This window comes from Prauserella cavernicola (assembly GCF_016595675.1).
GTDB classification, from domain to species: domain Bacteria; phylum Actinomycetota; class Actinomycetes; order Mycobacteriales; family Pseudonocardiaceae; genus Prauserella_A; species Prauserella_A cavernicola.
Genome location: NZ_JAENJH010000001.1, coordinates 252,590 through 273,316, shown reverse-complemented (window position 1 = coordinate 273,316; position 20,727 = coordinate 252,590). Strand labels below are relative to the sequence as shown.

The 20,727-nt window shown below is 70.5% G+C and carries 19 protein-coding genes; 7 read left to right on the top strand and 12 right to left on the bottom strand.

The window, feature by feature from the left end; genetic code table 11:
* The 5 genes from JHE00_RS01285 to arc all read right to left on the bottom strand — a co-directional run bounded on the left by JHE00_RS01285 (nt 1) and on the right by arc (nt 5,338).
* Complete coding sequence (locus JHE00_RS01285; RefSeq protein ID WP_200313885.1) at nt 1-1,242, bottom strand: ATP-grasp domain-containing protein; 1,242 nt, start codon at nt 1,240-1,242, stop codon at nt 1-3.
* Between the two features lie 140 nt (nt 1,243-1,382).
* Entirely contained in the window at nt 1,383-2,015 is a 633-nt protein-coding gene (locus JHE00_RS01280; RefSeq protein WP_200313883.1) for a hypothetical protein, read from the bottom strand.
* 48 nt (nt 2,016-2,063) lie between these two features.
* Complete coding sequence (locus tag JHE00_RS01275; protein ID WP_200313881.1) at nt 2,064-3,002, bottom strand: aldo/keto reductase; 939 nt, start codon at nt 3,000-3,002, stop codon at nt 2,064-2,066.
* Between the two features lie 74 nt (nt 3,003-3,076).
* On the bottom strand, nt 3,077-3,418 hold the full coding sequence (locus tag JHE00_RS01270; RefSeq protein ID WP_200313879.1) for a hypothetical protein: 342 nt from the start codon (nt 3,416-3,418) through the stop codon (nt 3,077-3,079).
* A gap of 102 nt (nt 3,419-3,520) precedes the next feature.
* Nucleotides 3,521-5,338, bottom strand: a complete 1,818-nt coding sequence (arc, locus tag JHE00_RS01265; RefSeq protein ID WP_200313877.1) for a proteasome ATPase — start codon at nt 5,336-5,338, stop codon at nt 3,521-3,523.
* A gap of 320 nt (nt 5,339-5,658) precedes the next feature.
* Here arc and JHE00_RS01260 point away from each other — a divergent pair, with 320 nt between their 5' ends.
* Complete coding sequence (locus JHE00_RS01260) at nt 5,659-6,441, top strand: flagellar basal body-associated FliL family protein (RefSeq protein ID WP_200313874.1); 783 nt, start codon at nt 5,659-5,661, stop codon at nt 6,439-6,441.
* 85 nt (nt 6,442-6,526) lie between these two features.
* On the opposite strand, the gene JHE00_RS01255 is transcribed toward JHE00_RS01260, so the two are convergent.
* Together JHE00_RS01255 and JHE00_RS01250 are read right to left on the bottom strand one after the other, a co-directional pair.
* Complete coding sequence (locus JHE00_RS01255; protein WP_200313871.1) at nt 6,527-7,348, bottom strand: tRNA (adenine-N1)-methyltransferase; 822 nt, start codon at nt 7,346-7,348, stop codon at nt 6,527-6,529.
* Between the two features lie 79 nt (nt 7,349-7,427).
* Nucleotides 7,428-8,525: a site-2 protease family protein gene (locus JHE00_RS01250; RefSeq protein ID WP_230422878.1), complete on the bottom strand. Its 1,098-nt coding sequence runs from the start codon at nt 8,523-8,525 to the stop codon at nt 7,428-7,430.
* A gap of 187 nt (nt 8,526-8,712) precedes the next feature.
* Between JHE00_RS01250 and JHE00_RS01245 the strand changes: the two genes are divergently transcribed.
* Genes JHE00_RS01245 through JHE00_RS01235 form a run of 3 tightly spaced genes read left to right on the top strand, consistent with a single transcriptional unit; the run spans nt 8,713 to nt 11,427 of the window.
* A complete protein-coding gene (locus JHE00_RS01245; RefSeq protein ID WP_200313867.1) occupies nt 8,713-9,630 on the top strand; it encodes a RecB family exonuclease in 918 nt (305 codons plus the stop codon).
* Nucleotides 9,631-9,639: 9 nt separating this feature from the next.
* Nucleotides 9,640-10,452 carry a thioesterase family protein gene (locus tag JHE00_RS01240; RefSeq protein ID WP_200313865.1) on the top strand — a complete coding sequence of 271 codons (813 nt, stop codon included), beginning with the start codon at nt 9,640-9,642 and terminating at the stop codon, nt 10,450-10,452.
* Nucleotides 10,453-10,497: 45 nt separating this feature from the next.
* Nucleotides 10,498-11,427 (top strand): ParA family protein, encoded by a 930-nt coding sequence (locus tag JHE00_RS01235; protein ID WP_200313863.1) that lies wholly within the window; start codon nt 10,498-10,500, stop codon nt 11,425-11,427.
* 37 nt (nt 11,428-11,464) lie between these two features.
* Here the strand turns inward: JHE00_RS01235 and hisG are convergent, their stop codons facing one another.
* Nucleotides 11,465-12,310: an ATP phosphoribosyltransferase gene (gene hisG / locus JHE00_RS01230; RefSeq protein ID WP_200313861.1), complete on the bottom strand. Its 846-nt coding sequence runs from the start codon at nt 12,308-12,310 to the stop codon at nt 11,465-11,467.
* Between the two features lie 17 nt (nt 12,311-12,327).
* On the bottom strand, nt 12,328-12,591 hold the full coding sequence (locus JHE00_RS01225) for a phosphoribosyl-ATP diphosphatase (protein ID WP_200313858.1): 264 nt from the start codon (nt 12,589-12,591) through the stop codon (nt 12,328-12,330).
* Nucleotides 12,592-12,738: 147 nt separating this feature from the next.
* On the opposite strand from JHE00_RS01225, the gene JHE00_RS01220 reads away from it, so the two are divergent.
* Complete coding sequence (locus tag JHE00_RS01220; protein WP_200313856.1) at nt 12,739-13,539, top strand: class I SAM-dependent DNA methyltransferase; 801 nt, start codon at nt 12,739-12,741, stop codon at nt 13,537-13,539.
* A gap of 11 nt (nt 13,540-13,550) precedes the next feature.
* On the opposite strand, the gene JHE00_RS01215 is transcribed toward JHE00_RS01220, so the two are convergent.
* Together JHE00_RS01215 and metH are read right to left on the bottom strand one after the other, a co-directional pair.
* On the bottom strand, nt 13,551-14,225 hold the full coding sequence (locus tag JHE00_RS01215; RefSeq protein WP_200315735.1) for an HAD family hydrolase: 675 nt from the start codon (nt 14,223-14,225) through the stop codon (nt 13,551-13,553).
* Nucleotides 14,226-14,251: 26 nt separating this feature from the next.
* Entirely contained in the window at nt 14,252-17,809 is a 3,558-nt protein-coding gene (gene metH, locus JHE00_RS01210; protein WP_200313854.1) for a methionine synthase, read from the bottom strand.
* 62 nt (nt 17,810-17,871) lie between these two features.
* On the opposite strand from metH, the gene JHE00_RS01205 reads away from it, so the two are divergent.
* Nucleotides 17,872-18,753, top strand: coding sequence for a PAC2 family protein (locus JHE00_RS01205; protein ID WP_372440338.1), 882 nt, complete (start codon nt 17,872-17,874; stop codon nt 18,751-18,753).
* 80 nt (nt 18,754-18,833) lie between these two features.
* The gene (locus JHE00_RS01200) at nt 18,834-19,895 is read left to right on the top strand and encodes an MFS transporter (RefSeq protein WP_372440337.1); all 1,062 of its coding nucleotides are present in this window, start codon (nt 18,834-18,836) and stop codon (nt 19,893-19,895) included.
* Here JHE00_RS01200 and JHE00_RS34840 read toward each other — a convergent pair.
* Nucleotides 19,870-20,709: a metallophosphoesterase family protein gene (locus JHE00_RS34840; RefSeq protein ID WP_307831768.1), complete on the bottom strand. Its 840-nt coding sequence runs from the start codon at nt 20,707-20,709 to the stop codon at nt 19,870-19,872. The two genes, JHE00_RS01200 and JHE00_RS34840, sit on opposite strands and share 26 nt — an antisense overlap.
* Nucleotides 20,710-20,727 lie beyond the last annotated feature (18 nt).

Genomic DNA, 20,727 nt, shown 5'->3' with positions numbered 1-20,727 from the left:
TCAGACGTAGAAGTCGAGCTCTTCCTGTTTCTTCAACACTTCGCGCATTCGGTACGGGTCGTCCCCGAAGAAGTACAGCAGACCCCAATGGGTGCCGAACGCGGTCCTCTTCGTGACCGTCTCTTCCAACGGAGCGGACAGATCGTGTGACTCGTAGTAGTCGTCGTCTTCAGTGTCCTCCGGGATCTGGAGATCGCTGACGACCCGCCGTCGAGGATAGACGCCGAAGCAGCCCGCGACGCCCGACGCGTCGACCACCTCACGCGGGAAAAATGCCTCGATCTCCTCCTCCGTGGTCTTCGGGTCGAACGCCAGCGCCAGTGCCTGGTAGGCGTTGAACCCGTATGCCCGCTCCATCAGCTCGAAAACCTTGAAGCCGGGCGGACGGTACGCGACCTCGCCGAAGTACATCTCTCCGTCGCTGGTCACGAAGTACTCCGGGTGCACGAAACCGAACTCGATGTCGAAGGTCTTGATGAGCTTCTCGATCTGGGCGGTGATCTGCGGCCGGAACCGCTCCAGCTCCGGGGTCGCCGGCACGAAGACCGAGTACCCGAGCCGGACGTACTCGGAGATGTTGAGGAACTTGATCTTGCCCTGGTGGATCCACGCCTCGACGGCGAACTCCCAGCCGTCCAGGTGCGACTCCATCAGCACGGGGAACTCGTCGTCCGGGATCGAGTCGATCTCGTCCGGCGTGCGGATCACGCGATGCCCGAGCGAGCCCGCCTTGTCGAACGCCTTGAGGTGGATCGGGTCGTTCGGGTCACCGTCGAGCTTGAGCAGCGTCTGGTTGACCCGCTTGAGGAACCGGATCACGTCACCGCGGTCGTGGGCCTCCTCGAAGATCCCGACGCGGATGCCGCCGAGCTGCGCGCGCCGCTTCATCAGCGCCTTGTCGCGCAGCAGCATGGCCTGACCGAACAGGCGCGGGTTGTCGAGCAGGACGGAGTTGATCGCCCCGGCCCACTCCACGGTCTCCTCGAACAGTGGAATCGCGACGTCGACGCCCTCCCGCTTGAGCGTTTCGGCGATCTCCATCGAACGGTCGTTGAGCCGCTCGAAGTTCCACAGCACATAAGGAATGTCGTGTTCGAAGCAGTACTCCTCGGCCCAGTCCGGCGCTACGACGACGTATCGTCGGTCGAACCGGTCGAGAGCCTCCACCGCGTTGAGACTCCAGCCAAGAAGCGCAACGTATCCCTTGTCGGGGTTCTTGGTGGCCGGTTCGGCCTGTGGCATGGACCCTCCTCGATTGTGACGCGACACGTCGTGACGACGTTGAGTGGATGACCGTACCCCGGCCGGTCAGTGCGCTGCACAGAAGGGAAAGAACCGGTGACTTTCCGTCATCGAACGGACGCCCGGCGGCTGCCGGCGGTTCAGGAACCGAGCTTCGCCGCGGCGATCGGAGCCAGCCGCTGCACGGCGGCCTGGGCGCGCGCGTCGTCGGTCGCGCTCACCTGGATGCCGGAGAGCACGTTGCCGCTCGCGAACAGCGCCGTACAGGTGCCATCGGCGCACCACGCGGTGTGCGCGTCGACGTCCTGCGCCACCGGCAGCTCCAGTTCGGCGCCGTCGCAGCGTACCCGCGTGCCGAGCACATCGGCGGCCGGACGGTCGGCGTAGACCGTGACGAGCTGGGCGAGCGTCGAGCCCGTCGGGTAGTCCCACCGCGCGTCACGGCGCTCGGCGGCGACCAGCTCCAGCGGAACCTCCGCGAGGCAGCCCTGCGCGCTCTGTGGCGCCCCGGCGGGCAGCACGCCCTCCGAGGCCACGTCCTCGTCGGTGAGGACCGCGGAGTCGGCCTCCGCGCCCAGTACGGCGGGATCCGCGCGCGGCGGGCTCGGCGGCTCGGACGACGACGAGGTGGCCGCGGGAGCGGGCTCCGGCGTCTGCGCGGTGGTCTCCGGCTCGTCGTAGTAGGAGCCCAGATCGTTGGGCCGGTCGGCACACCCGGCCAGGCTCGCCGCCGCGAACGCCGTCACGGCCACCGCTACCCGTGCTCGTCGCACCCTCGTCCCCTCAACGTCCCCTCGGCTCGAACAGGGACCAGACAGTAGTCATTGCCACGCGAGGCGTGCACGGTGGGCCCAGTAGTCGACGGGGTCCTCCCGCAAGTCGGCGAGCACCGCCAGTTCGTCGTCGGTGAGCTCCAGTCCGGCACCGGCCAGGTTGGCGTCCAGCTGCGCCACACCGGCGGGTCCGACCAGCACGACATCGGCCCAGGACAGCGCGAACGCGGCGGCCAATGCCACCGCGTCGGCGGGCACGCCGCGCGCGTCGGCGATCTCGGCCAGCGCCGTCGGTGGCGACACCGCGAGCCTGCCGTTGGCCAGCGTCTCCTTCAGCTGCACCAGTGCGCCGGCATCGTGTGCCTCGGTGAGCGCCAGCCCCGCCGAGGCCTCCAGGACGTTCCAGGTCGACTGCACGGCGGTGAACACCGGCTCCCCCGCCACGCGCAGCTCCAGCGCCCTGCGGATGGTGTCCGCCTGTGCGGGACCGGATGTGGAGAATCCCACCCGCACCCCGGAGGCGGCGAGCTCGGCGAGCGCCTCGAGCAACGGCTCGTCGCCGAACAGCGGACTGTCCGCCGTCAGCGAGTGCACCTGGTAGAGCGAGAGCCTGCCGTCGAGCAGGTCGCTCGTCTGCCGCCACTGCTCGCGGAACCGCGTGAGTGAGTGTTGCTTCTCCTCGTGCACCGGAGCGTCGAGCCGCCAGCCGCCCACGTAGGCGTAGCCCCACTTGCTCGACACCACGATGTCGTCGTGACCACGATCGGCGAGCCAGCCCGCCAGGAACTCCTCGGCGCGGCCGTACGAGCGCGCGACGTCCACCCTGCGCACCCCGGCCGCGTAAGCGCGGTCGAGCACCGCGTCCGTGGCCGCGCGCATCGCGGCGACGTCGCGGCCCTCGGGCAGCTCCGCCGTGCGGCCGAGGTTGATGTAGGCGGGCCTGCCCAGCGCGGCGAGGCCCACGGCGATCCGTGCGTCGTTCTTCACGATCGCCACCGTAGTTCGCCTCCGGAGAACACGCGTGCGCGCGTCAACGCCGAGCGGTATAGGTCGTTATACATCTACTCGGCGGCGCGGCGGCGCATCAGCTCGAGGAACTGGTCGGCCGAGAGCACCTCGCGATGCAGCTTCTCCAGCCGCGCCGCCGGCGCCCGCACGTAGCCCTTGCCGAACACCGGCGCGATCTGCCGCAGGCTCGCGCCCGCCTCCCTCGCCGCCAGCAGCGTCCAGTCCGACGCGTTCGCGCACGCCGTCGACGCCTGCCGCAACTCCCCCAGCACCGCGATCAGCTCGTCGGCGTCCACCTCGCCCGCACGCACCGCCTCGGCCGCGCCTTCCAGCCAGCGCAGCAGATCGGCCGCCGTGACCGGCGCGCGCAGCCGGTCCTCCCGAAGCTCGTCCATACCCACAGCGTATAGGGCGTTATACGAAATGTGGTGGTGCGCCACGCCGACGAGGCTGCCTCCGGCACGTGCCGGAGGCAGCCTCGTCGGGTCGTGCCCGGCTTACAGGTACTGGCCGGTGTTGGTCGCGGTGTCGATCACCCGGCCGGAGTCCTGGTTCTTGCCGGTGACGAGCGTGCGGATGTAGACGATCCGCTCGCCCTTCTTGCCGGAGATCCGGGCCCAGTCGTCCGGGTTGGTGGTGTTGGGCAGGTCCTCGTTCTCGGCGAACTCGTCCACGATCGCGTCCAGCAGGTGCTGCACGCGCAGACCCGGCTGCTTGGTCTCCAGCACGGACTTGATCGCCGACTTCTTGGCCCTGTCCACGATGTTCTGGATCATCGCGCCGGAGTTGAAGTCGCGGAAGTAGAGCACTTCCTTGTCCCCGTTGGCGTAGGTGACCTCCAGGAACCGGTTCTCGTCGGTCTCCTCGTACATCCGCTCGACGGTGTGCTGGATCATCGCGTCGATCGTGGCCTGCCGGTCGCCGCCGAACTCCAGCAGATCGTCGGAGTGGATCGGCAACTCGGAGGTGAGGTACTTCGAGAAGATGTCCTTGGCGCCCTCGGCGTCGGGCCGTTCGATCTTGATCTTCACGTCCAGCCTGCCGGGTCGCAGGATGGCCGGGTCGATCATGTCCTCACGGTTGGACGCACCGATCACGATCACGTTCTCGAGGCCCTCGACGCCGTCGATCTCCGAGAGCAGCTGCGGGACGATGGTGGTCTCCACATCGGAGGACACCCCGCTGCCACGGGTACGGAAGATCGACTCCATCTCGTCGAAGAACACGATCACGGGAGTGCCGTCGGACGCCTTCTCCCGAGCTCGCTGGAAGATCATGCGGATGTGCCGCTCGGTCTCGCCGACGAACTTGTTGAGTAGCTCGGGGCCCTTGATGTTGAGGAAGAAGGACTTCGCGTCGGCCGCGTCGTCACCGCCCCGTGCCTGCGCCACCTTCTTGGCCAGGGAGTTGGCCACCGCCTTGGCGATGAGCGTCTTCCCGCAGCCCGGAGGGCCGTAGAGCAGCACGCCCTTCGGCGGCCGCAGCTGGTACTCGAGGTAGAGGTCGGAGTGCAGGAAGGGCAGCTCCACGGCGTCGCGGATCTGCTCGATCTGCCGGAAGAGCCCACCGATGTCCTCGTAGCGGACGTCGGGGACCTCCTCGAGCACGAGGTCCTCGACCTCGGCCTTCGGCACGCGCTCGTAGGCGTAGCCGGCCTTGGAGTCGACCAGCAGCGAGTCGCCCGGCTTGAGCGTCTGCTCAGCCAGCGGATCCGCCAGCCACACCACGCGCTCCTCGTCGGCGTGCCCGACGATCAGCGCCCGCGAGCTGCCGCCCTCGGTGTCGGGCAGGAGCACCTCACGCAGAGCGCACACCTCGCCCGTGCGCTCGAACGTGCCGCCCTCGACGACGGTGAGCGCCTCGTTGAGCCGGACGCTCTGCCCGCGTTGCAGTGACTCGACCTCCACCGCGGGCGACACGGACACGCGCATCCGCCTGCCCGCCGTGTAGACGTCGACCGTGCTGTCCTCGAAGGCCTCGACGAACACGCCGTAACCGCTCGGGGGCTGGGCGAGCCGGTCGACCTCCTCCCGCAGGGCCAGGAGCTGGCTCCGGGCCTCACGCAGCGTCTCGACGAGTTTGTTGTTCCGCTCCGTGAGCTGACTCACCCGCTCCGTCGCCTCGGCGAGTCGCTGCTCGAGGACGCGGTTCTGCCTCGGCGAGTCGGTGAGCTTGCGGCGGAGCAGCGCCACTTCCTCCTCCAGGAAGCGGATCTGCCGCACCTGCTCGCTCGTCGGACCGCCGCCGGCTCCGGATCCGGGTGTTTCTGAAGGGTCGGCCTCCTCATGCCGACCTCCGGGAAGGTCGTGTTGCATTTCGGCACCTCCTCGGAATGCATTTCTTCCCACGGTACCGGCGATCACCGACATGAAAAGCCCTAACCACATCACAGGATCGGCGCGTCGCGCGGCCGCGACGGGCTACCCACTACTGCGCGAACCGACTCCGATCCGCTCAACAGCCCGATTTCCGCCTCCTGGGCTCACCCGGTCACAGATCGTGAGAGCTCCATGAAATGGACAAACCGGTCCGGTGAACCACCAGGAGGGAACCCCGCGGGGCGTGGCTAGCATCTAACTCGCATCCACGGGCCCGACCAGGGATTTCCGCAGCCAGCGACCGCTAAGGGGAGCACGTGACCTATCCGCCGCCACCTCCGGGAGGACCGGGGCAGCCCGGGCCGCACGGCCAGCAGGGCCTGTGGGGTCAGCAGCCGCAGCAGGGCGGGCAGTTCCCACCGAGTGGACCAACACCCCAGGAGGGCGGCCTCCGCGGCACCGGCGGAGAACAACAATTTGGCCAACCCGGTCAGTTCGGCCAGTTCGGTCAACCCGGCCAGTTCGGGCAGTTCGGTGACCAGCCTCCCGGCTTTCCCGGCGGGCCGGACGGCGAGCCGCCGAAGAAGAAGACCGGCCTGATCGTCGGCATCGCGATCGCGGCGATCGTGGTGATCGGCGGCGTCGTGGCCCTCATCCTCTTTCTCACCAGCGGTGACGACGAGGACGGCGCCGAGGGCCAGAACCCCGGCACCGACGGCGGCCAGCAGTCCAGCGCTCCGCAGGTGCCCGGCGCGGGCGAGTCGCAGGACCCCGGGGACTCCGGGGACTCCGACGGTTCGGGCGACGCGCCCGGCGACAGCGGTTCGGCAGGCGATGACGAGACCGTCGTGCAGGAGCTCGCGGACAGGGCGCTCGAGTCGCTGACCACGAAGAACGCGGAGCTGGCCAAGGAGGTCAGCTGCGACCCCGACAGCATCGACCCCGCGGCCGTCGACCAGATCCCCGACGGGACCTACTCGCAGAACGGCGACATCCGGGTCGAGGGCGACACCGCCACGATCCCGGTGACGCTGCCCGGCGGGGAGGAGCAGGAGCTCACCGCTGCCAAGGAGAACGGAGCCTGGTGCGTCAACGGCTGACCGGCGGCCAGCGCTGAAGAAGCACTGAACAGAGAAACGGGGCGCGCCCGGCGGGCGCGCCCCGTTTCTGTCGTCGGGATCGGTGTCAGGCGCGGTGCGCGCGCCGCCTGCGGATCGGCGGGGTGACGCCTTCGGCCAGCCGCCGGGTGGTGAGCAGGAACGCGGTGTGCGCCACCATGCGGTGCTCCGGCCGGACGGCGAGCCCGACGACGTGCCACGGGCGCATCATCGTCTCCCACGACTCCGGCTCGGTCCAGCACTGCTGTTCCCGCAGCGCCTCGGTGACGGTCGACAGCTGGGTCGTCGTCGCCACGTACACCACCAGGACTCCGCCCGGGATCAGCGAGCCCGCCACGGCGGGCAGCACGTCCCACGGTGCGAGCATGTCGAGCACCACGCGGTCGACCTCGCCGGTGTGCTCCGCGACGTCGCCGAGGCGCAGTTCCCAGTTCGCCGGGCGCTCGCCAAAGAACTTCTCGACGTTGCGCTCCGCGTGCTCGGCGTGGTCCTCGCGCACCTCGTAGGAGGTCACGCTCCCCTGCGGCCCGACGGCCCGCAGCAGCGAGCACGTCAGCGCACCCGAGCCCGCCCCGGCCTCCAGCACCCGCGCGCCGGGGAAGACATCGCCCCACATCACGATCTGCGCGGCGTCCTTCGGGTAGATCACCTGTGCACCGCGCGGCATCGACAGGACGTAGTCCGGCAGCAGCGGGCGCAGCGCGAGATAGCTCGTGCCTCCGACGGAGGTGACCACCGAGCCCTCCGGCTTGCCGATCACGTCGTCGTGCGCCAGCGCGCCGCGATGGGTGTGGTACTCGCCCCCCTCGGCCAGAACGAGCGTGTAGTGCCGACCCTTGGGGTCGGTCAACTGCACCCGGTCACCGGCACGAAACGGCCCTGCTGACACCGAACCTCCAGTTCACGACGTGGGCGTCCGACTAGGACGAAACAGCGGTTGATCGTCGCAGGAGCCGCTGGCGAGGGCGTCAGCGGGTCGGCCTCCGGTGCCCGGACATCGCCATCCGCACGTCCTCGCGATGCAGCACGCCCGCGGGCCTGCCCTCGTCGTCGACGACGAGGAACTGCCAGCTGGCGACCTCGTGGACACGTTCGGCGATGTCGTCGCCGGGCTCGGAGAGCAACAGCACCGTCTCGGCCCTGATCGGCTCCGCCGCGAACTCCGCGGGCGCGTGCGGCGCCTCGGCGGCCAGCCGCTGCGCCGAGGGCTCGTCGAGCAGGCCCGCCGCCACCCCGTCGGCCCGCACGAGCACCACGCCGCGGCCCGCCGACGCCGACAGCGCCGCCGACACCGGGCTCTCCGCGGGCAGCTGCAGCACGGGCCGCATCAGATCGGACACCTCGAGCCCGTCGGGCCAGCCGCGCCTGCCCTCCGCGGCGAACTCGCTGGAGGCGCCGAGCGCCACGAACCACGCGGTCACGACGCAGACGCCCAGCCGCAGCCAGCGGTCCTCACTGCCTTCCGCGAGGCCCCACAGCGCCCACACCAGTAGCGCCACGGCCACCAGCCCGCCGCCGAAGACCGCCGCCTTGGTGCCCTTCGCCCTCACGCCGGTGAGCGCCCACACGCCTGCGCGCAACATCCTGCCGCCGTCGAGCGGCAGTCCGGGCAGGAGGTTGAACACGCCGACGGCGAGGTTGGCGACGGCGCACTGCGCCACGAGCAGCCACGTCGGCCCTCCGGGCGGCACGGCGAGCAGCAACAGCCCGCACAGGGCGGCGAGCAGGATCGACACGAACGGCCCCGCCGCGGCGACCAGGCCTTCCTGACCCGGTTTGCGCGGGGTGCGGGCGACCTCGGACAACCCGCCGAGCAGGAACAACCGCACTCGGCGCACGGGAATGCCCAGGCGCAGGGCGACCACACAGTGGCCGAGCTCGTGGGCTAGCACCGACAGGCCCAGCAGCACGGCGAACGCCGCGGCCAGCACCCACGACATCCCGGAGCTCGCGCCCGGCAGCAACCTGCTCACCAGCGGCGTGTAGAGCACGACGATGATCAGCGAGCCGATCCACCACGACGGCGCCAGCAGCACGGGCACACCGCCGACGCGGAAGAGCAACAGCCCTCCCTCCGCCGCGGGCGCGCGCCGGGACTCGTCCCGGCGGTACTGGCTCGTCGCGTCCACCAGGCGAGGGTAGAACGTCCGGTGTGGGACGGTCGTGACCTCCTCGCCCGCGCGTGGCGTGTCTCCCACGCCCGGCCGCGCCGCCTTGCCAGTCGTTGTCGGGGGTCCCCGATACGCTCCGGGCATGGCAGAGGGCAGCACCACCACGGCCACCGTCACCTCGTCCCCCGGCGGCTCGTCGCGCTCCGGCGCGCGCCGCCGGCCCGCACTGTCCCCGTCCAGAGCCAGTGACTTCAAACAGTGCCCGCTGCTCTACCGCTTCCGCGCCGTCGACCGGTTGCCCGAGGTGGCGACCAAGGCCCAGGTGCGCGGCACGCTCGTCCACTCCGTCCTGGAGCGGCTCTTCGCGCTCCCGCAGGGACAGCGCGCGCCCGAGCGGGCGAAGGAGATGCTGGAGCCCACGTGGCGGGAGCTGCTCGCCGAATGTCCTGAGTGGATGGAACTGTTCGAGTCCGGGGACGGCGACGCCGAGGCGGCCATGCGCGACTGGCTCGGTGGTGCGGCCAAGCTCGTCGACGGCTACTTCGGACTCGAGGACCCCGACCGCCTGGAACCCGAGGCGTGTGAGCTGCACGTGGAGACCGAACTGGACTCCGGGGTGCTGCTGCGCGGCTACATCGACCGCCTCGACGTGGCGCCCACGGGCGAGATCCGCGTGGTCGACTACAAGACCGGCGCCGCACCCCGCCAGATCGGCGAGGCCAAGGCGATGTTCCAGATGAAGTTCTACGCCGTGGTGCTGTGGCGGCTGCGCGGCGTCGTGCCCCGCCAGCTCAAGCTGATGTACCTCAGCGACAAGCAGGCGCTCGCCTACACGCCCGACGAGGCCGAGCTCGTCCGGTTCGAGCGGACCCTCGAGGCGATCTGGCAGGCGATCCTGCGTGCGGGCAAGACCGGCGACTTCCGGCCCAACCCCGGCAAGCTGTGCGGCTGGTGCTCGCATCAGGCGGTGTGCCCGTCGTTCGGCGGCACGCCTCCCGAATATCCTGGCTGGCCTGAGCCCGACCCCGGCGAGGAGTCACTCCTCGACCGCGCCGACTGAGGAGCCCGCGTGCCCGAAGCGTTCTACCTGCCCCTCGGCGACGGTCGTTACCTCGCCACCGAGCACACCGCGGGTCCGTGGTCGAAGGACTCCCAGCACTTCGGACCGCCGTCTGCGCTGCTGGTCCGCGAGCTCGAGAGCATCCCCGCCGAGCGCGAGTTCCTGCTCGGCCGCGTGACCGTCGAGATCCTGGGCCCGGCGCCGTTGACGGAGCTGACGGTGCGGGCCCGGCGGGAGCGGCCGGGCCGGTCGGTGGAGTTGCTCTCCGCCGAACTCGCGCACGGCGACCGCGTGGTGGCGAGGGCCTCGGGCTGGCGCATCGCGACCTCCGACACCGCGGAGGTCGCCGCCGGCGCCGCCGAGCCGCTCACCCCGCCCGATGACTGTCCGAGGGCGCCGTGGCCCGAGGACTGGAACGACGGCTACCTCAACGCGATGGACTGGCGCGAGATCCGCGGTCGCGTCGTCGAGCCGGGCCCCACCGCCGTGTGGGCGCGGCAGCGGGTGGCGCTCGTCGACGGAGAGAAGCCGAGCCCGCTGCAGCGGTTGTTCGCGGTGGCGGACTCGGGCAACGGGGCGTCGAACCTGCTCGACATGCGCGAGTGGCTGTTCATCAACTCCGAGCTCACCGTCCACATTCACCGCGAGCCCGAGGGCGAGTGGATCGGACTCGACGCGGCGACCGTGCTGGGACCGCGCGGGGTCGGGACGGCGACGAGCGCCCTGCACGACGAGAACGGGCAGGTCGCGACCGGCGCCCAGGCGCTGCTGGTGCGAGCTCGGCCGGACAGTCGGCCGTTCGCGGGGCAGGGTCCGGCTTGATCCACTAACCTGCACCCAAACCACGAGATCCGGGAGCTGGCGCTAGTGCAGATCACCTCGGTGGTCAACCAGAAAGGCGGGGTCGGCAAGACCGCGCTCAGTGTCGGCGCCGCCGGCGCGCTCGCCGAGCGTGGCCGCAGGGTGCTGCTGATCGACCTCGACCCACAGGGTCACGCCACGACGGAGCTCTTGGGGATGCCCGAGGTGCCCGCCGAGGCGCCGAGCCTGGCGAAGGCACTCACCAAGACGTGGCGGGGTTCGGTCGAGGAACTGGTCGTCCCGCACACCCGCAGCAACATCGCCGCGGGCGGGGCGTTCGACGTGATCCCGACGTCGCCCGGCATGTTCGACCTGGTGCGCAGACTCGACCAGTTCCGCGTACCGGGCTGGCAGCTGGCGAGGGTCATCCAGTTCGCCAACTACGACCACGTGATCATCGACTGCCCGCCCGCGCTGGACGTGCTCACCAACAACGCGCTGGCCGCGACCCACGGCATCCTGGTGCCCGTACAGCCCGACCGCACGAGCATCCGCGCGCTGCGGCTGATGCAGGAGCAGATCCGCTACGTCGAGTCCATGGTGGAACGTTCCCCGATCGCCTACTTCGGGCTCGTGCCGGGGCTCTACCGGAGGCCGATCTCGGCCTACGCGGTGGCCGCGCTCGACGAGCTGCACACCTTCGGCATCCCGGTGCTGCCGCACGTGCCGCTGGGCGTGGTGATGAACGAGGCCGCGGCGCGGGGCATGCCGGTGACCACGTTCGCACCCGAGACGATCCAGGCTGTCGCCTTCCGCCAGATCGCCGCCGTGCTCGACACTATGACCGCTCCCGCCGCGCCGGCCCCGCCGGTGGCCGAGCAGGAGTTCGTGTTCGAGGACTTCATCTCCGAGATCTCGAGCACGCGCTCCGCCAACGACAACGGCGCCCGCCGCAAGCTCTACGACCTGATGCCCAAGCGGCAACGGCCGCGCTGACCCACGCCGGGCCCGGTGCGGGCCCGGCATGAGCGGCTCAGAGCCGGCAGGACCTGATGTCCGACGCCAGGATGGCGCGGGCGCCCACGTCGGCCAGTTCGTCCATGACCGCGTTGACCTGCTTGCGCGACACCATCGCCCGCACGGCGACCCAGTCGGCGTGCGCGAGCGGAGCCACGGTGGGCGACTCCAGCCCGGGCGTGATCGCCATGGCCTGTTCCAGCAGCGTGCGCGGGCAGTCGTAGTCGAGCATCATGTACTGCTGCGCGAACACCACGCCCTGCAGCCGGGCTGCGAGCTGCGAGATCGGCTTGGGTCCGCCGTTGCCCGAGCGGTGCACGAGCACGGCCTCCGACACGCAGATCGGGTCGCCGAAAGCCACCAGGTTGTGCTGGCGCAGGGTGCGGCCGGAGCCCACCACGTCGGCGATCGCGTCGGCCACGCCCAGCTGGATCGAGATCTCCACGGCACCGTCGAGCCGGATCACCTCGGCCTCGATCCCCTGCTTGGCCAGGTCGTCGCGGACCAGCCGGGGGTAGGACGTCGCCAGGCGCATGCCGTGCAGGTCGCCCGTCTTCCACTCGCGGCCCGCGGGCGCGGCGTAGCGGAAGGTGGAGCCGCCGAAACCGAGCGCGAGCGTCTCCTCCACCGGTGCGCCGGAGTCCAGCGCCAGGTCGCGACCGGTGATACCCAGGTCCAGCTCCCCCGACCCGACGTAGATCGGGATGTCCTTGGGCCGCAGGAAGAAGAACTCGACCTCGTTGGCCGGGTCGAGCACGGTCAGGTCACGCTGCTCATGTCGCTGGCGGTACCCGGCCTCACCGAGCATCTCGGACGCCGGCCCTGCCAGCGCACCCTTGTTCGGCACCGCGACACGCAGCATGGTCTTTCCTCTCCTACTCACAGATACCGGTAGACGTCCTCGAGCGGGACGCCCCGGCCCAGCAACAGCACCTGCACCCGGTAGAGCAACTGGGAGACCTCCTCGGCCAGCCGCTCATCGGACTCGTGCTCCGCCGCGATCCAGACCTCACCGGCCTCTTCCAGCACCTTCTTGCCCTGCGCGTGCACTCCGTCGTCCAGGGCGGCGACGGTCCCCGAGCCCTCGGGACGGGACCGGGCGCGTTCGGCAAGCTCGGCGTACAGCTCATCGAAGGTCTTCACACACTGAATCCTTCCATCCACCGATGACGCCGCGGCGAGCGGCCCGTCACGGCGGCCTGTCGCGCGGGTGGCCTGTTGACTTGGCCACAGAAATCCACTTTGCTGAATTCCGAGACCCCGAACGAATCGAGAACAGAAAGGTGGGATATGGCAAACAGGAGGTTACCCCACGAAAACGGCGGTCCTTCGATGAACAACAAACTCCAGATCCGACTGCCGGAACATCCCGAACGAATCGACCAGGACTCGGAGTACTGCTCGGTCCTGCTCGACGGCACGTGGCACGACATCCGCTTTCACGACTACGACCGGATCTTCTCCATTCCCGGCCTCTACGAACAGCTCTTCCACGACGTGCTGGACTGCCGGTCACCCGACGTGGTCGGCAAGCTGCTGAAAGAACAGATTCAGGCCGACGACGTGGACGCGTCGTCACTGCGGGTCCTCGACCTGGGCGCAGGCAACGGGCTCGTGGGTGAGCAGCTGCGCACCGTGGGCGCGCAGCACCTCGTCGGCGTCGACATCCTCACCGAGGCCAGCGACGCGGCGCTGCGGGACCGGCCCGAGGTCTACGACGAGTACCGCGTGCTCGACTTCACCGCTCTGTCCGAACAGGACACCGCGGCACTGGCCCGGCACGAGTTCAACACCCTGTCGTGCGTGGCCGCGCTCGGCTACGGCGACATCCCGCCCGCCGCGTTCCGCTCGGCGTTCAACCTCGTCGGCGACGGGGGCTGGATCGCCTTCACCATCAAGGACCGGTTCCTCGGCGACGAGGACACCTCCGGCTTCGCGCGGCTCATCCGCCGCTGCCAGGAGGCGGGAGTGCTCGAGGTGCGCTCATCGGAGCGTTACCGGCACCGCCTCGACATCAAGGGCGACCCGCTGTACTACGTGGCGATCGTCGGTGTGAAGAAGGCCGACATCCCCTCCGGGCTCGAACCCTGACCCTCGCCGAGTCAGCGCGCCCCGCGGGGCAGCAGCTCCGCGACGGCGAACTCGTCGATGCCGACGAGCGACGATCGCAACTCCCGCCGCACCCCGGGCTCCACGGGCACGTCGTTGGGCACGACGAGCACGGTGCAGCCCGCCGCGACCGCCGACTCGGTGCCCACCGGTGAGTCCTCCACCGCGACACACCGCTCCGGGTCGGCGTCCAGCAACCGCGCGGCCCGCAGGTAGGGCTCGGGGTGTGGCTTGTTCCGGCCGTCCACCTCGTCGCCGCACACGGTGACCGTGAAGAACTCGCGGCCGATCGTGTTCAGCGCGAGTTCGGTCAGCGCGCGCTCGGTCGAGGTGACGAGCGCGCAGGGGATCCCCGCCGAGGAGATCGCCACGAGGGCTTCCCTGGCACCGGGGCGCCAGGGAAGCTCGTCGGCGAACAGCGCGCTGGTGCGCTCCCGGATCCACTGGGACACCTCGTCGACGGCCGCGCGCGTGACCTCCCTGCCGGCGGTCGCGAGCAGGAAGGACGTGGTCCTCTCCATATTGGACCCGACGAGCGAGGCGCGCTGCTCCACGGAGAGCTCGCCACCGAGCCACGACGCCGCCTCGTACAGGGCGACGTCCCACAGCTTCTCGGAGTCCACCAGGGTGCCGTCCATGTCCCACAGCACGGCGGCAGGTCCGTCCATTGCGGACGGTCGGTTCACGTTCACTCCTAGGTGTTGAAGTACTTGGCTTCCGGATGGTGAGCCACAATGGCGTCCGTCGATTGTTCAGGATGCAGCTGGAATTCCTCGGAGAGGGCGACCCCGATTCGCTCCGGCTGCAACAGTTCGACGATTTTCGCGCGATCTTCCAGATTGGGACACGCGCCGTAGCCGAGTGAGAACCGGGCGCCACGGTAACCCAGTTTGAAGAATTCCTCGACATCGGCCGGGTCCTCGTCGGAAACGGGGTTTCCGGTGGCGAAACGCAGTTCCTGCCTGACCCGGCGATGCCAGTACTCGGCCAGCGCCTCGGTGAGCTGCACGCCGAGGCCGTGCACCTCCAGGTAGTCGCGGTAGGCGTCCCTGGCGAACAGCTCAGTGGCGTAGTCCGCGATCGGCTGCCCCATCGTGACCAGCGTCAACGGCAGCACGTCCACCTCGCCGGCCCGCTCGGCGAGCTCCCGGGGCCGGTAGAAGTCCGCGAGACAGAGCCTGCGGTCGCGCCGCTGGCGGGGGAACGTGAACCTGGCCACCTCGGCGGCCGCCGGATCCGGCTCGGCCAGCACCACCACGTCCTCGCCGTCGGCGACCGCGGGGAAGTAGCCGTACACCACGGCCGCGTGGGCGAGGATTCCATCGGTGGCCAGCCGGTCGAGCCAGGCGCGCAGGCGTGGCCTGCCCTCGGTCTCCACCAGCTCCTCGTAGCTCGGCCCGGACCCGCCCCGGGCGCCCCGGAGCCCCCACTGGCCGAGAAACGTGGCCCGTTCATCCACATAGGTGACGTAGTCGGCGACGGGGACTCCCTTGACCACGCGCGACCCCCAGAACGGCGGCGTCGGCAGGGCCACGTCGGTGGCGACGTCCGAGCGCGCGGGCGGTCCGGCGTCGTCCGGCTCCCGGCGCGCCTTGCGGGCCTCGGCGATGCGCAGCGACCGCTCGCGGCGGGCCTTGCGCTCGGCGCGCCTGGCCTCCCCCTCGGGGTCGGCGGCAGGCGCCTCGCCCCGTTTGCCCGCCATGATCGTGTCCATCAGCCGCAGGCCCTCGAACGCGTCGCGGGCGTAGCGGACGTCGCCCCGGTAGGTCTCGGAGAGGTCGTTCTCCACGTAGGAGCGGGTCAGCGCGGCACCGCCGAGCAGCACCGGCCACTGCCCCGCGGCCCCGCGCGAGTTCATCTCCTCCAGGTTCTCCTTCATGATCACCGTCGACTTCACCAGCAGCCCGGACATGCCGATCGCGTCGGCGCCGTGCTCCCGCGCGGCGTCCAGGATGGTGGTGATGGGCTGTTTGATGCCGAGGTTGACCACGTCGTAGCCGTTGTTGGACAGGATGATGTCCACGAGGTTCTTGCCGATGTCGTGCACGTCGCCCTTGACGGTGGCGAGCACGATCCGGCCCTTGCCGTCGGCGTCGTCTCCGTCCAGGTGCGGTTCGAGGTGCGCGACGGCCGCCTTCATCACCTCGGCCGAGGTCAGCACGAACGGCAGCTGCATCTGGCCGGAGCCGAACAGCTCGCCCACCGTCTTCATACCGGCCAGCAGTGTGTCGTTGATGATCTCCAGCGGCGGCTTCTCCCCCATCGCCAAGTCGAGATCGGCCTCGAGCCCGGTGCGCTCGCCGTCGACGATGCGCCGCTCGAGCCGCTCGAACAGCGGCATCCGAGCCAGCTCCTGCGCCCGCGAGGCCCGCGACGACGCCGCGGTCTTGCCCTCGAAGAGCTCCATCAGCCGCTGTAGCGGGTCGTAGCCCTCGCGCCTGCGGTCGTGGACCAGGTCGAGCGCCACCTCGCGCTGCTCGTCCGGGATGCGGACCATGGGCAGGATCTTCGAGGCGTGCACGATCGCCGTGTCGAGCCCGGCCTGCACGCACTCGTGCAGGAACACCGAGTTCAGCACCTGTCTCGCGGCCGGGTTGAGCCCGAACGAGACGTTGGAGACGCCCAGCGTGGTGCGGACCCCGGGGTAGCGGCGCTTGAGCTCACGGATCGCCTCGATGGTCTCCACGCCGTCGCGGCGCACCTCCTCCTGACCGGTGGAGATGGGGAAGGTCAGGCAGTCGACGATGATGTCGCCGACGGCCATGCCCCAGGAGCCGGTGAGGTCGTCGATGATGCGGGAGGCGATGCGCACCTTCGCCTCGGCGGTGCGAGCCTGGCCCTGTTCGTCGATGCACATCACGACCACCGCGGCGCCGTGCTCGCGGACCAGCTCCAGCATCCGGCGGTAGCGCGAACCCGGACCGTCGCCGTCCTCGTGGTTGACGCTGTTGACCACGCAGCGCCCGCCGAGGCGCTCCAGGCCCGCCCTGATCACCTCGGGCTCGGTGGAGTCGAGCATGACCGGCAGGGTCGAGGCCGTCGCGAGCCTGCCCGCGACCTCGGCCATGTCGGCGACACCGTCGCGGCCCACGTAGTCGACGCAGAGGTCCAGCAGGTGGGCGCCATCTCGGGTCTGGCCACGCGCGATCTCCACGCAGTCGGTGTAGCGGCCCTCCAGCATCGCCTCGCGAAACGCCTTGGAGCCGTTGGCGTTGGTACGCTCGCCGATCACCAGCACACTCGCGTCCTGCTCGAACGGCACCGCCTGGTACAGCGACGACACGCCGTGCTCGTGCTCCGGCCGTCGCGGAGCGGCCTCCAGCTCCCGCACCGCCGCGACGAGCTGCCGGATGTGCTCGTCGGTGGTGCCGCAGCAGCCGCCCACCAGGCCGACCCCGAACTCGCGCACGAAGCCGGACAGTGCCTCCGCCAGGCCCTCGGGGCCCAGCGGGTACATGGCGCCGTCCGGTCCGAGTTCCGGCAGCCCGGCGTTCGGCATCACCGACAGCGGCACGCGCGCGTGCCGGGACAGCGTGCGCAGGTGCTCGCTCATCTCGGCGGGTCCGGTGGCGCAGTTCAGCCCGATCACGTCGATGTCCAGCGGCTCCAGCGCCGTGAGCGCCGCCGAGACCTCGGTGCCGAGCAGCATCGTGCCGGTGGTCTCGACGGTGATCGAGGCGATCAGCGGCACCCTGCGGCCCTCGGCCGCCATCGCCCGGTGCGCCGCGACGATCGAGGCCTTGGTCTGCAGGATGTCCTGGGTGGTCTCGACGATCACCGCGTCGACGCCGCCCGCGAGCAGGCCTCTGACCTCCTCGACATAGGCGTCGCGCAGGGTCGTGAACGGAGCGTGCCCGAGCGTCGGCAGCTTGGTGCCCGGCCCGACCGAGCCCAGCACGAACCGCGGCCTGCCGGGAGCGGCGAACTCGTCGGCGGTCTCCCGCGCCAGCCGCGCGCCCGCCTCCGACAGCTCGAGAATGCGGTCCGCGATGTCGTATTCCGCCAGGTTCGCGAGGTTCGCGCCGAAGGTATTGGTCTCCACCGCGTCCGCGCCCGCCTCCAGGTAGCCGCGGTGGATTCCCCGCACGACGTCCGGCCGGGTGACGTTGAGGATCTCGTTGCACCCCTCCAAGCCGGCGAAGTCGTCGAGCGACAGATCATGGGCCTGAAGTGCGGTTCCCATCGCACCGTCCGCGACCACGACGCGGGACGTCAGGGCGTCCAGCAGCGGCGACGAGACAGGGGTGGGCATAGCTCACAGCCTACGGGCCAGCACGGTCCGCAGGGGATGCCGCCGGGCCGTAGGCTGGCTGTGTGAGCAAGCCCTTCGACGAAGCAACAGACAACCGGCCCCAGCCGAAACCGGTGATGGTGGTGGCGTTCGAAGGCTGGAACGACGCGGGGGATGCCGCGAGCACGGCCCTCGAGCACCTGCAGCTTAACTGGGACGCCAAGCCGCTGGCCGAGCTCGACCCGGACGACTACTACGACTTCCAGGTGAGCAGGCCCACCGTCCGCATGGTGGACGGGGTGACCCGCAGGGTCGAGTGGCCGACGACCCGGCTCGCCGTGTGCCGTCCCGAGGGCCTCGACCGCGACATCGTGCTGGTGCAAGGACCAGAGCCGAACATGCGCTGGCGAGCGTTCTGCGCCGAGTTACTCGAGCACATCGAGCAGCTCGAGGTGTCGGTGGTCGTCACGCTCGGGGCGCTACTGGCCGACACCGCGCACACCAGGCCGGTTCCGGTCACCGGAACGGCCTACGACGCGGAGGCCGCCAGTCGCTTCGGCCTCGAACGCAGCCGCTACCAGGGCCCCACGGGCATCACCGGCGTCCTGCAGGACCTGTGCGTGCAGTCGGGCATCCCCGCCGTGTCGGTCTGGGCCGCCGTGCCGCACTACGTGTCGCACCCGCCCTCGCCCAAGGCGACGCTGGCGCTGCTGCACAAGCTGGAGGACATCCTCGACGTCGGCATCCCGCTGGGGGCGCTGCCGGAGCAGGCCGAGGAGTGGCAGCGCACGGTCTCCGAGATGGCCGACGAGGACGAGGAGATCAGCGACTACGTGCGCACCCTCGAGGAGAAGGGTGACTCCGAGATCACCGTCGACGAGGGCAGCGGCGACCGGATCGCCGCCGAGTTCGAGCGCTACCTGCGGCGCCGCAGGCCCGACGGGCCCGGCTCCTCGGGTCGCTGACCGGCCCGGCCGGCCGGGCCCGCCTCACCAGGGGCTCGCTCTACGTCGGCGCACTGCTCGGGCCGTTCGGCGGCGGGGTGGTGGCCGCCATCCTGCCCGAGATCGGGGCGAGCTTCGGGGTGTCGGCCACCGCGGCCGCGGCGTCGCTAACGGCCTACCTGGTGCCCTTCGCCGCGTTGATGCTGGTGTCGGGCACGCTCGGCGAGCGCTGGGGCCAGGGCCGGACCATCCGGCTCGCGTACGTGGTCTACGCCGTGGCGGCGGTGCTCTCGGCGGTGGCGCCGTGGTTCTGGCTCTTCCAGGTGAGCCGGGGCGTGCAGGGCAGCGCCAACGCCTTCACCCTGCCGCTGCTGATGGCCAAGCTCGCGGCGGGCACTCCCCCGGACCGGCTCGGCAGGGCGCTGGGCCTGTTCGGCGCGATGCAGGCCGTGGGCCAGACGTCGGCGCCACTGGCGGGCGGGCTCGCGGCCGAGGCGACGTGGCGCTGGGCCTTCGCGGGCATCGCCGTGATCGCCGTGGTGCTCGCGGCCTGCCCGCTACCGCCCGACCGCGCCGCCGACCGCGCCCGGCCGACCCGGCTGCGCGACGCGTGGCGCCGCTCCGTCGTCCTGCCTGGCCTGGTCGGCATGGTCGGGTGGGCGTGCCTGTCGGGAGTGTCGTTCCTGGTGGCCTTCCGGCTGGAGGACGGCTTCGGGCTGTCCTCAGGGCTGCGAGGTCTGGTACTGACCGGCTTCGGCGTCGCGGGCATCGTCACCGCACGGCTCGTGGGCGGGGTGTACGACCGCTTCGGCCCGAGACCATCGGCGCTGGCCGGCCTGACCGGTGGCGCCGTGCTGATCGGGGCGATCGGGGTGACCGGCTCGCTGCCGGTGGCGGCGGCGTGCTGGGCGGTCGGTGGCTTCTGCGGTCAGCTGATCATGGTGGCGGTCAACTCGAGCGTGCTCTCCGGTGAGGAGCGCGGGCGCGGCGGGGCGATCTCGGTGGTGCAGGCGATGCGCTTCGTCGGCATGGCGGTGGCCCCGGCGGCGTTCACGGCGCCCTACCACCACGACGCGGTACTGGGTTTCGGGCTGCCCGCCGCGCTGCTGGTGCTCGTGACGCCGTTGACGGTGGTGCTCAGGCGAAACCATTCCCGAGAATGATCCGCACGGGCACGGGGCCGCGCGCCCGCTTGCGCCACTCGCGCGGATAGCCGAGCGAGACCTCCTCGAACCGCACGCCGTCGCGGCGCGTGGTGCGCGGGATGTGCAGGTGGCCGTACACCGCGACCTCGGCGCGGTAGCGCACGTGCCAGTCCGCGGTCTCCTCGGTACCGCACCACATCGCGAACTCCGGGTAGTGCAGCGGCTCGGTGGGATGCCGGTGCAGCGGCCAGTGCGACATGAGGATCGTGCCGTGCCCGCCCGGAATGGCCTCGAGCCGCTTCTCGCTGAGCTCGAGCCGCCGCGCGCACCACGCCGAGCGGCTCGGGTAGGGCTCGTGGTGCAGCAGGAACTCGTCGGTGCACACCACACCGGCCTCGCGGGCCTGCGCCATGGCGACGTCGAGGGGCTGACCGTGCGCGGCCGGGGTGCGCCAGCTGTAGTCGTAGAGCAGGAACAGCGGCGCGATCGTCAGCGGGCGCTCGCCGTAGGGCCAGACGGGGAACTCGTCCTCCGGGGTGAACACGCCGACCTCGCGGCACCGGCGTACGAGCTCGTCGTAGCGCGCTTCGCCGCGGACCTGGTCGGGGTCCTTGGCCGTGGTCCACAGCTCGTGGTTGCCGGGCACCCACACCACGGTCGCGAACCGCTCACGCAGCCGGGCCAGCGTGTCGATCACCGCCGACAGCCGCTCCCCCACGTCCCCGGCGACCAGCAGCCAGTCCTGGGACGACTCCGGCTGGATCTCGTCGACGAACTCCGCGTTGCCCTGGTGTGTGACGTGCAGGTCGCTCGTTGCGTACAGATTGGGCACGCCGACCACCGTATCCCG

Excerpts from the sequence above, each read along its gene's own strand:
- JHE00_RS01285 (WP_200313885.1), bottom strand. The coding sequence starts at position 1,242 with ATGCCACAGGCCGAACCGGCCACCAAGAACCCCGACAAGGGATACGTT.
- metH (WP_200313854.1), bottom strand. The coding sequence starts at position 17,809 with ATGCCCACCCCTGTCTCGTCGCCGCTGCTGGACGCCCTGACGTCCCGC.
- JHE00_RS01215 (WP_200315735.1), bottom strand. The coding sequence starts at position 14,225 with ATGGACGGACCTGCCGCCGTGCTGTGGGACATGGACGGCACCCTGGTG.
- arc (WP_200313877.1), bottom strand. The coding sequence starts at position 5,338 with ATGCAACACGACCTTCCCGGAGGTCGGCATGAGGAGGCCGACCCTTCA.
- JHE00_RS01245 (WP_200313867.1), top strand. The coding sequence starts at position 8,713 with ATGGCAGAGGGCAGCACCACCACGGCCACCGTCACCTCGTCCCCCGGC.
- JHE00_RS01270 (WP_200313879.1), bottom strand. The coding sequence starts at position 3,418 with ATGGACGAGCTTCGGGAGGACCGGCTGCGCGCGCCGGTCACGGCGGCC.
- JHE00_RS01220 (WP_200313856.1), top strand. The coding sequence starts at position 12,739 with ATGGCAAACAGGAGGTTACCCCACGAAAACGGCGGTCCTTCGATGAAC.
- hisG (WP_200313861.1), bottom strand. The coding sequence starts at position 12,310 with ATGCTGCGTGTCGCGGTGCCGAACAAGGGTGCGCTGGCAGGGCCGGCG.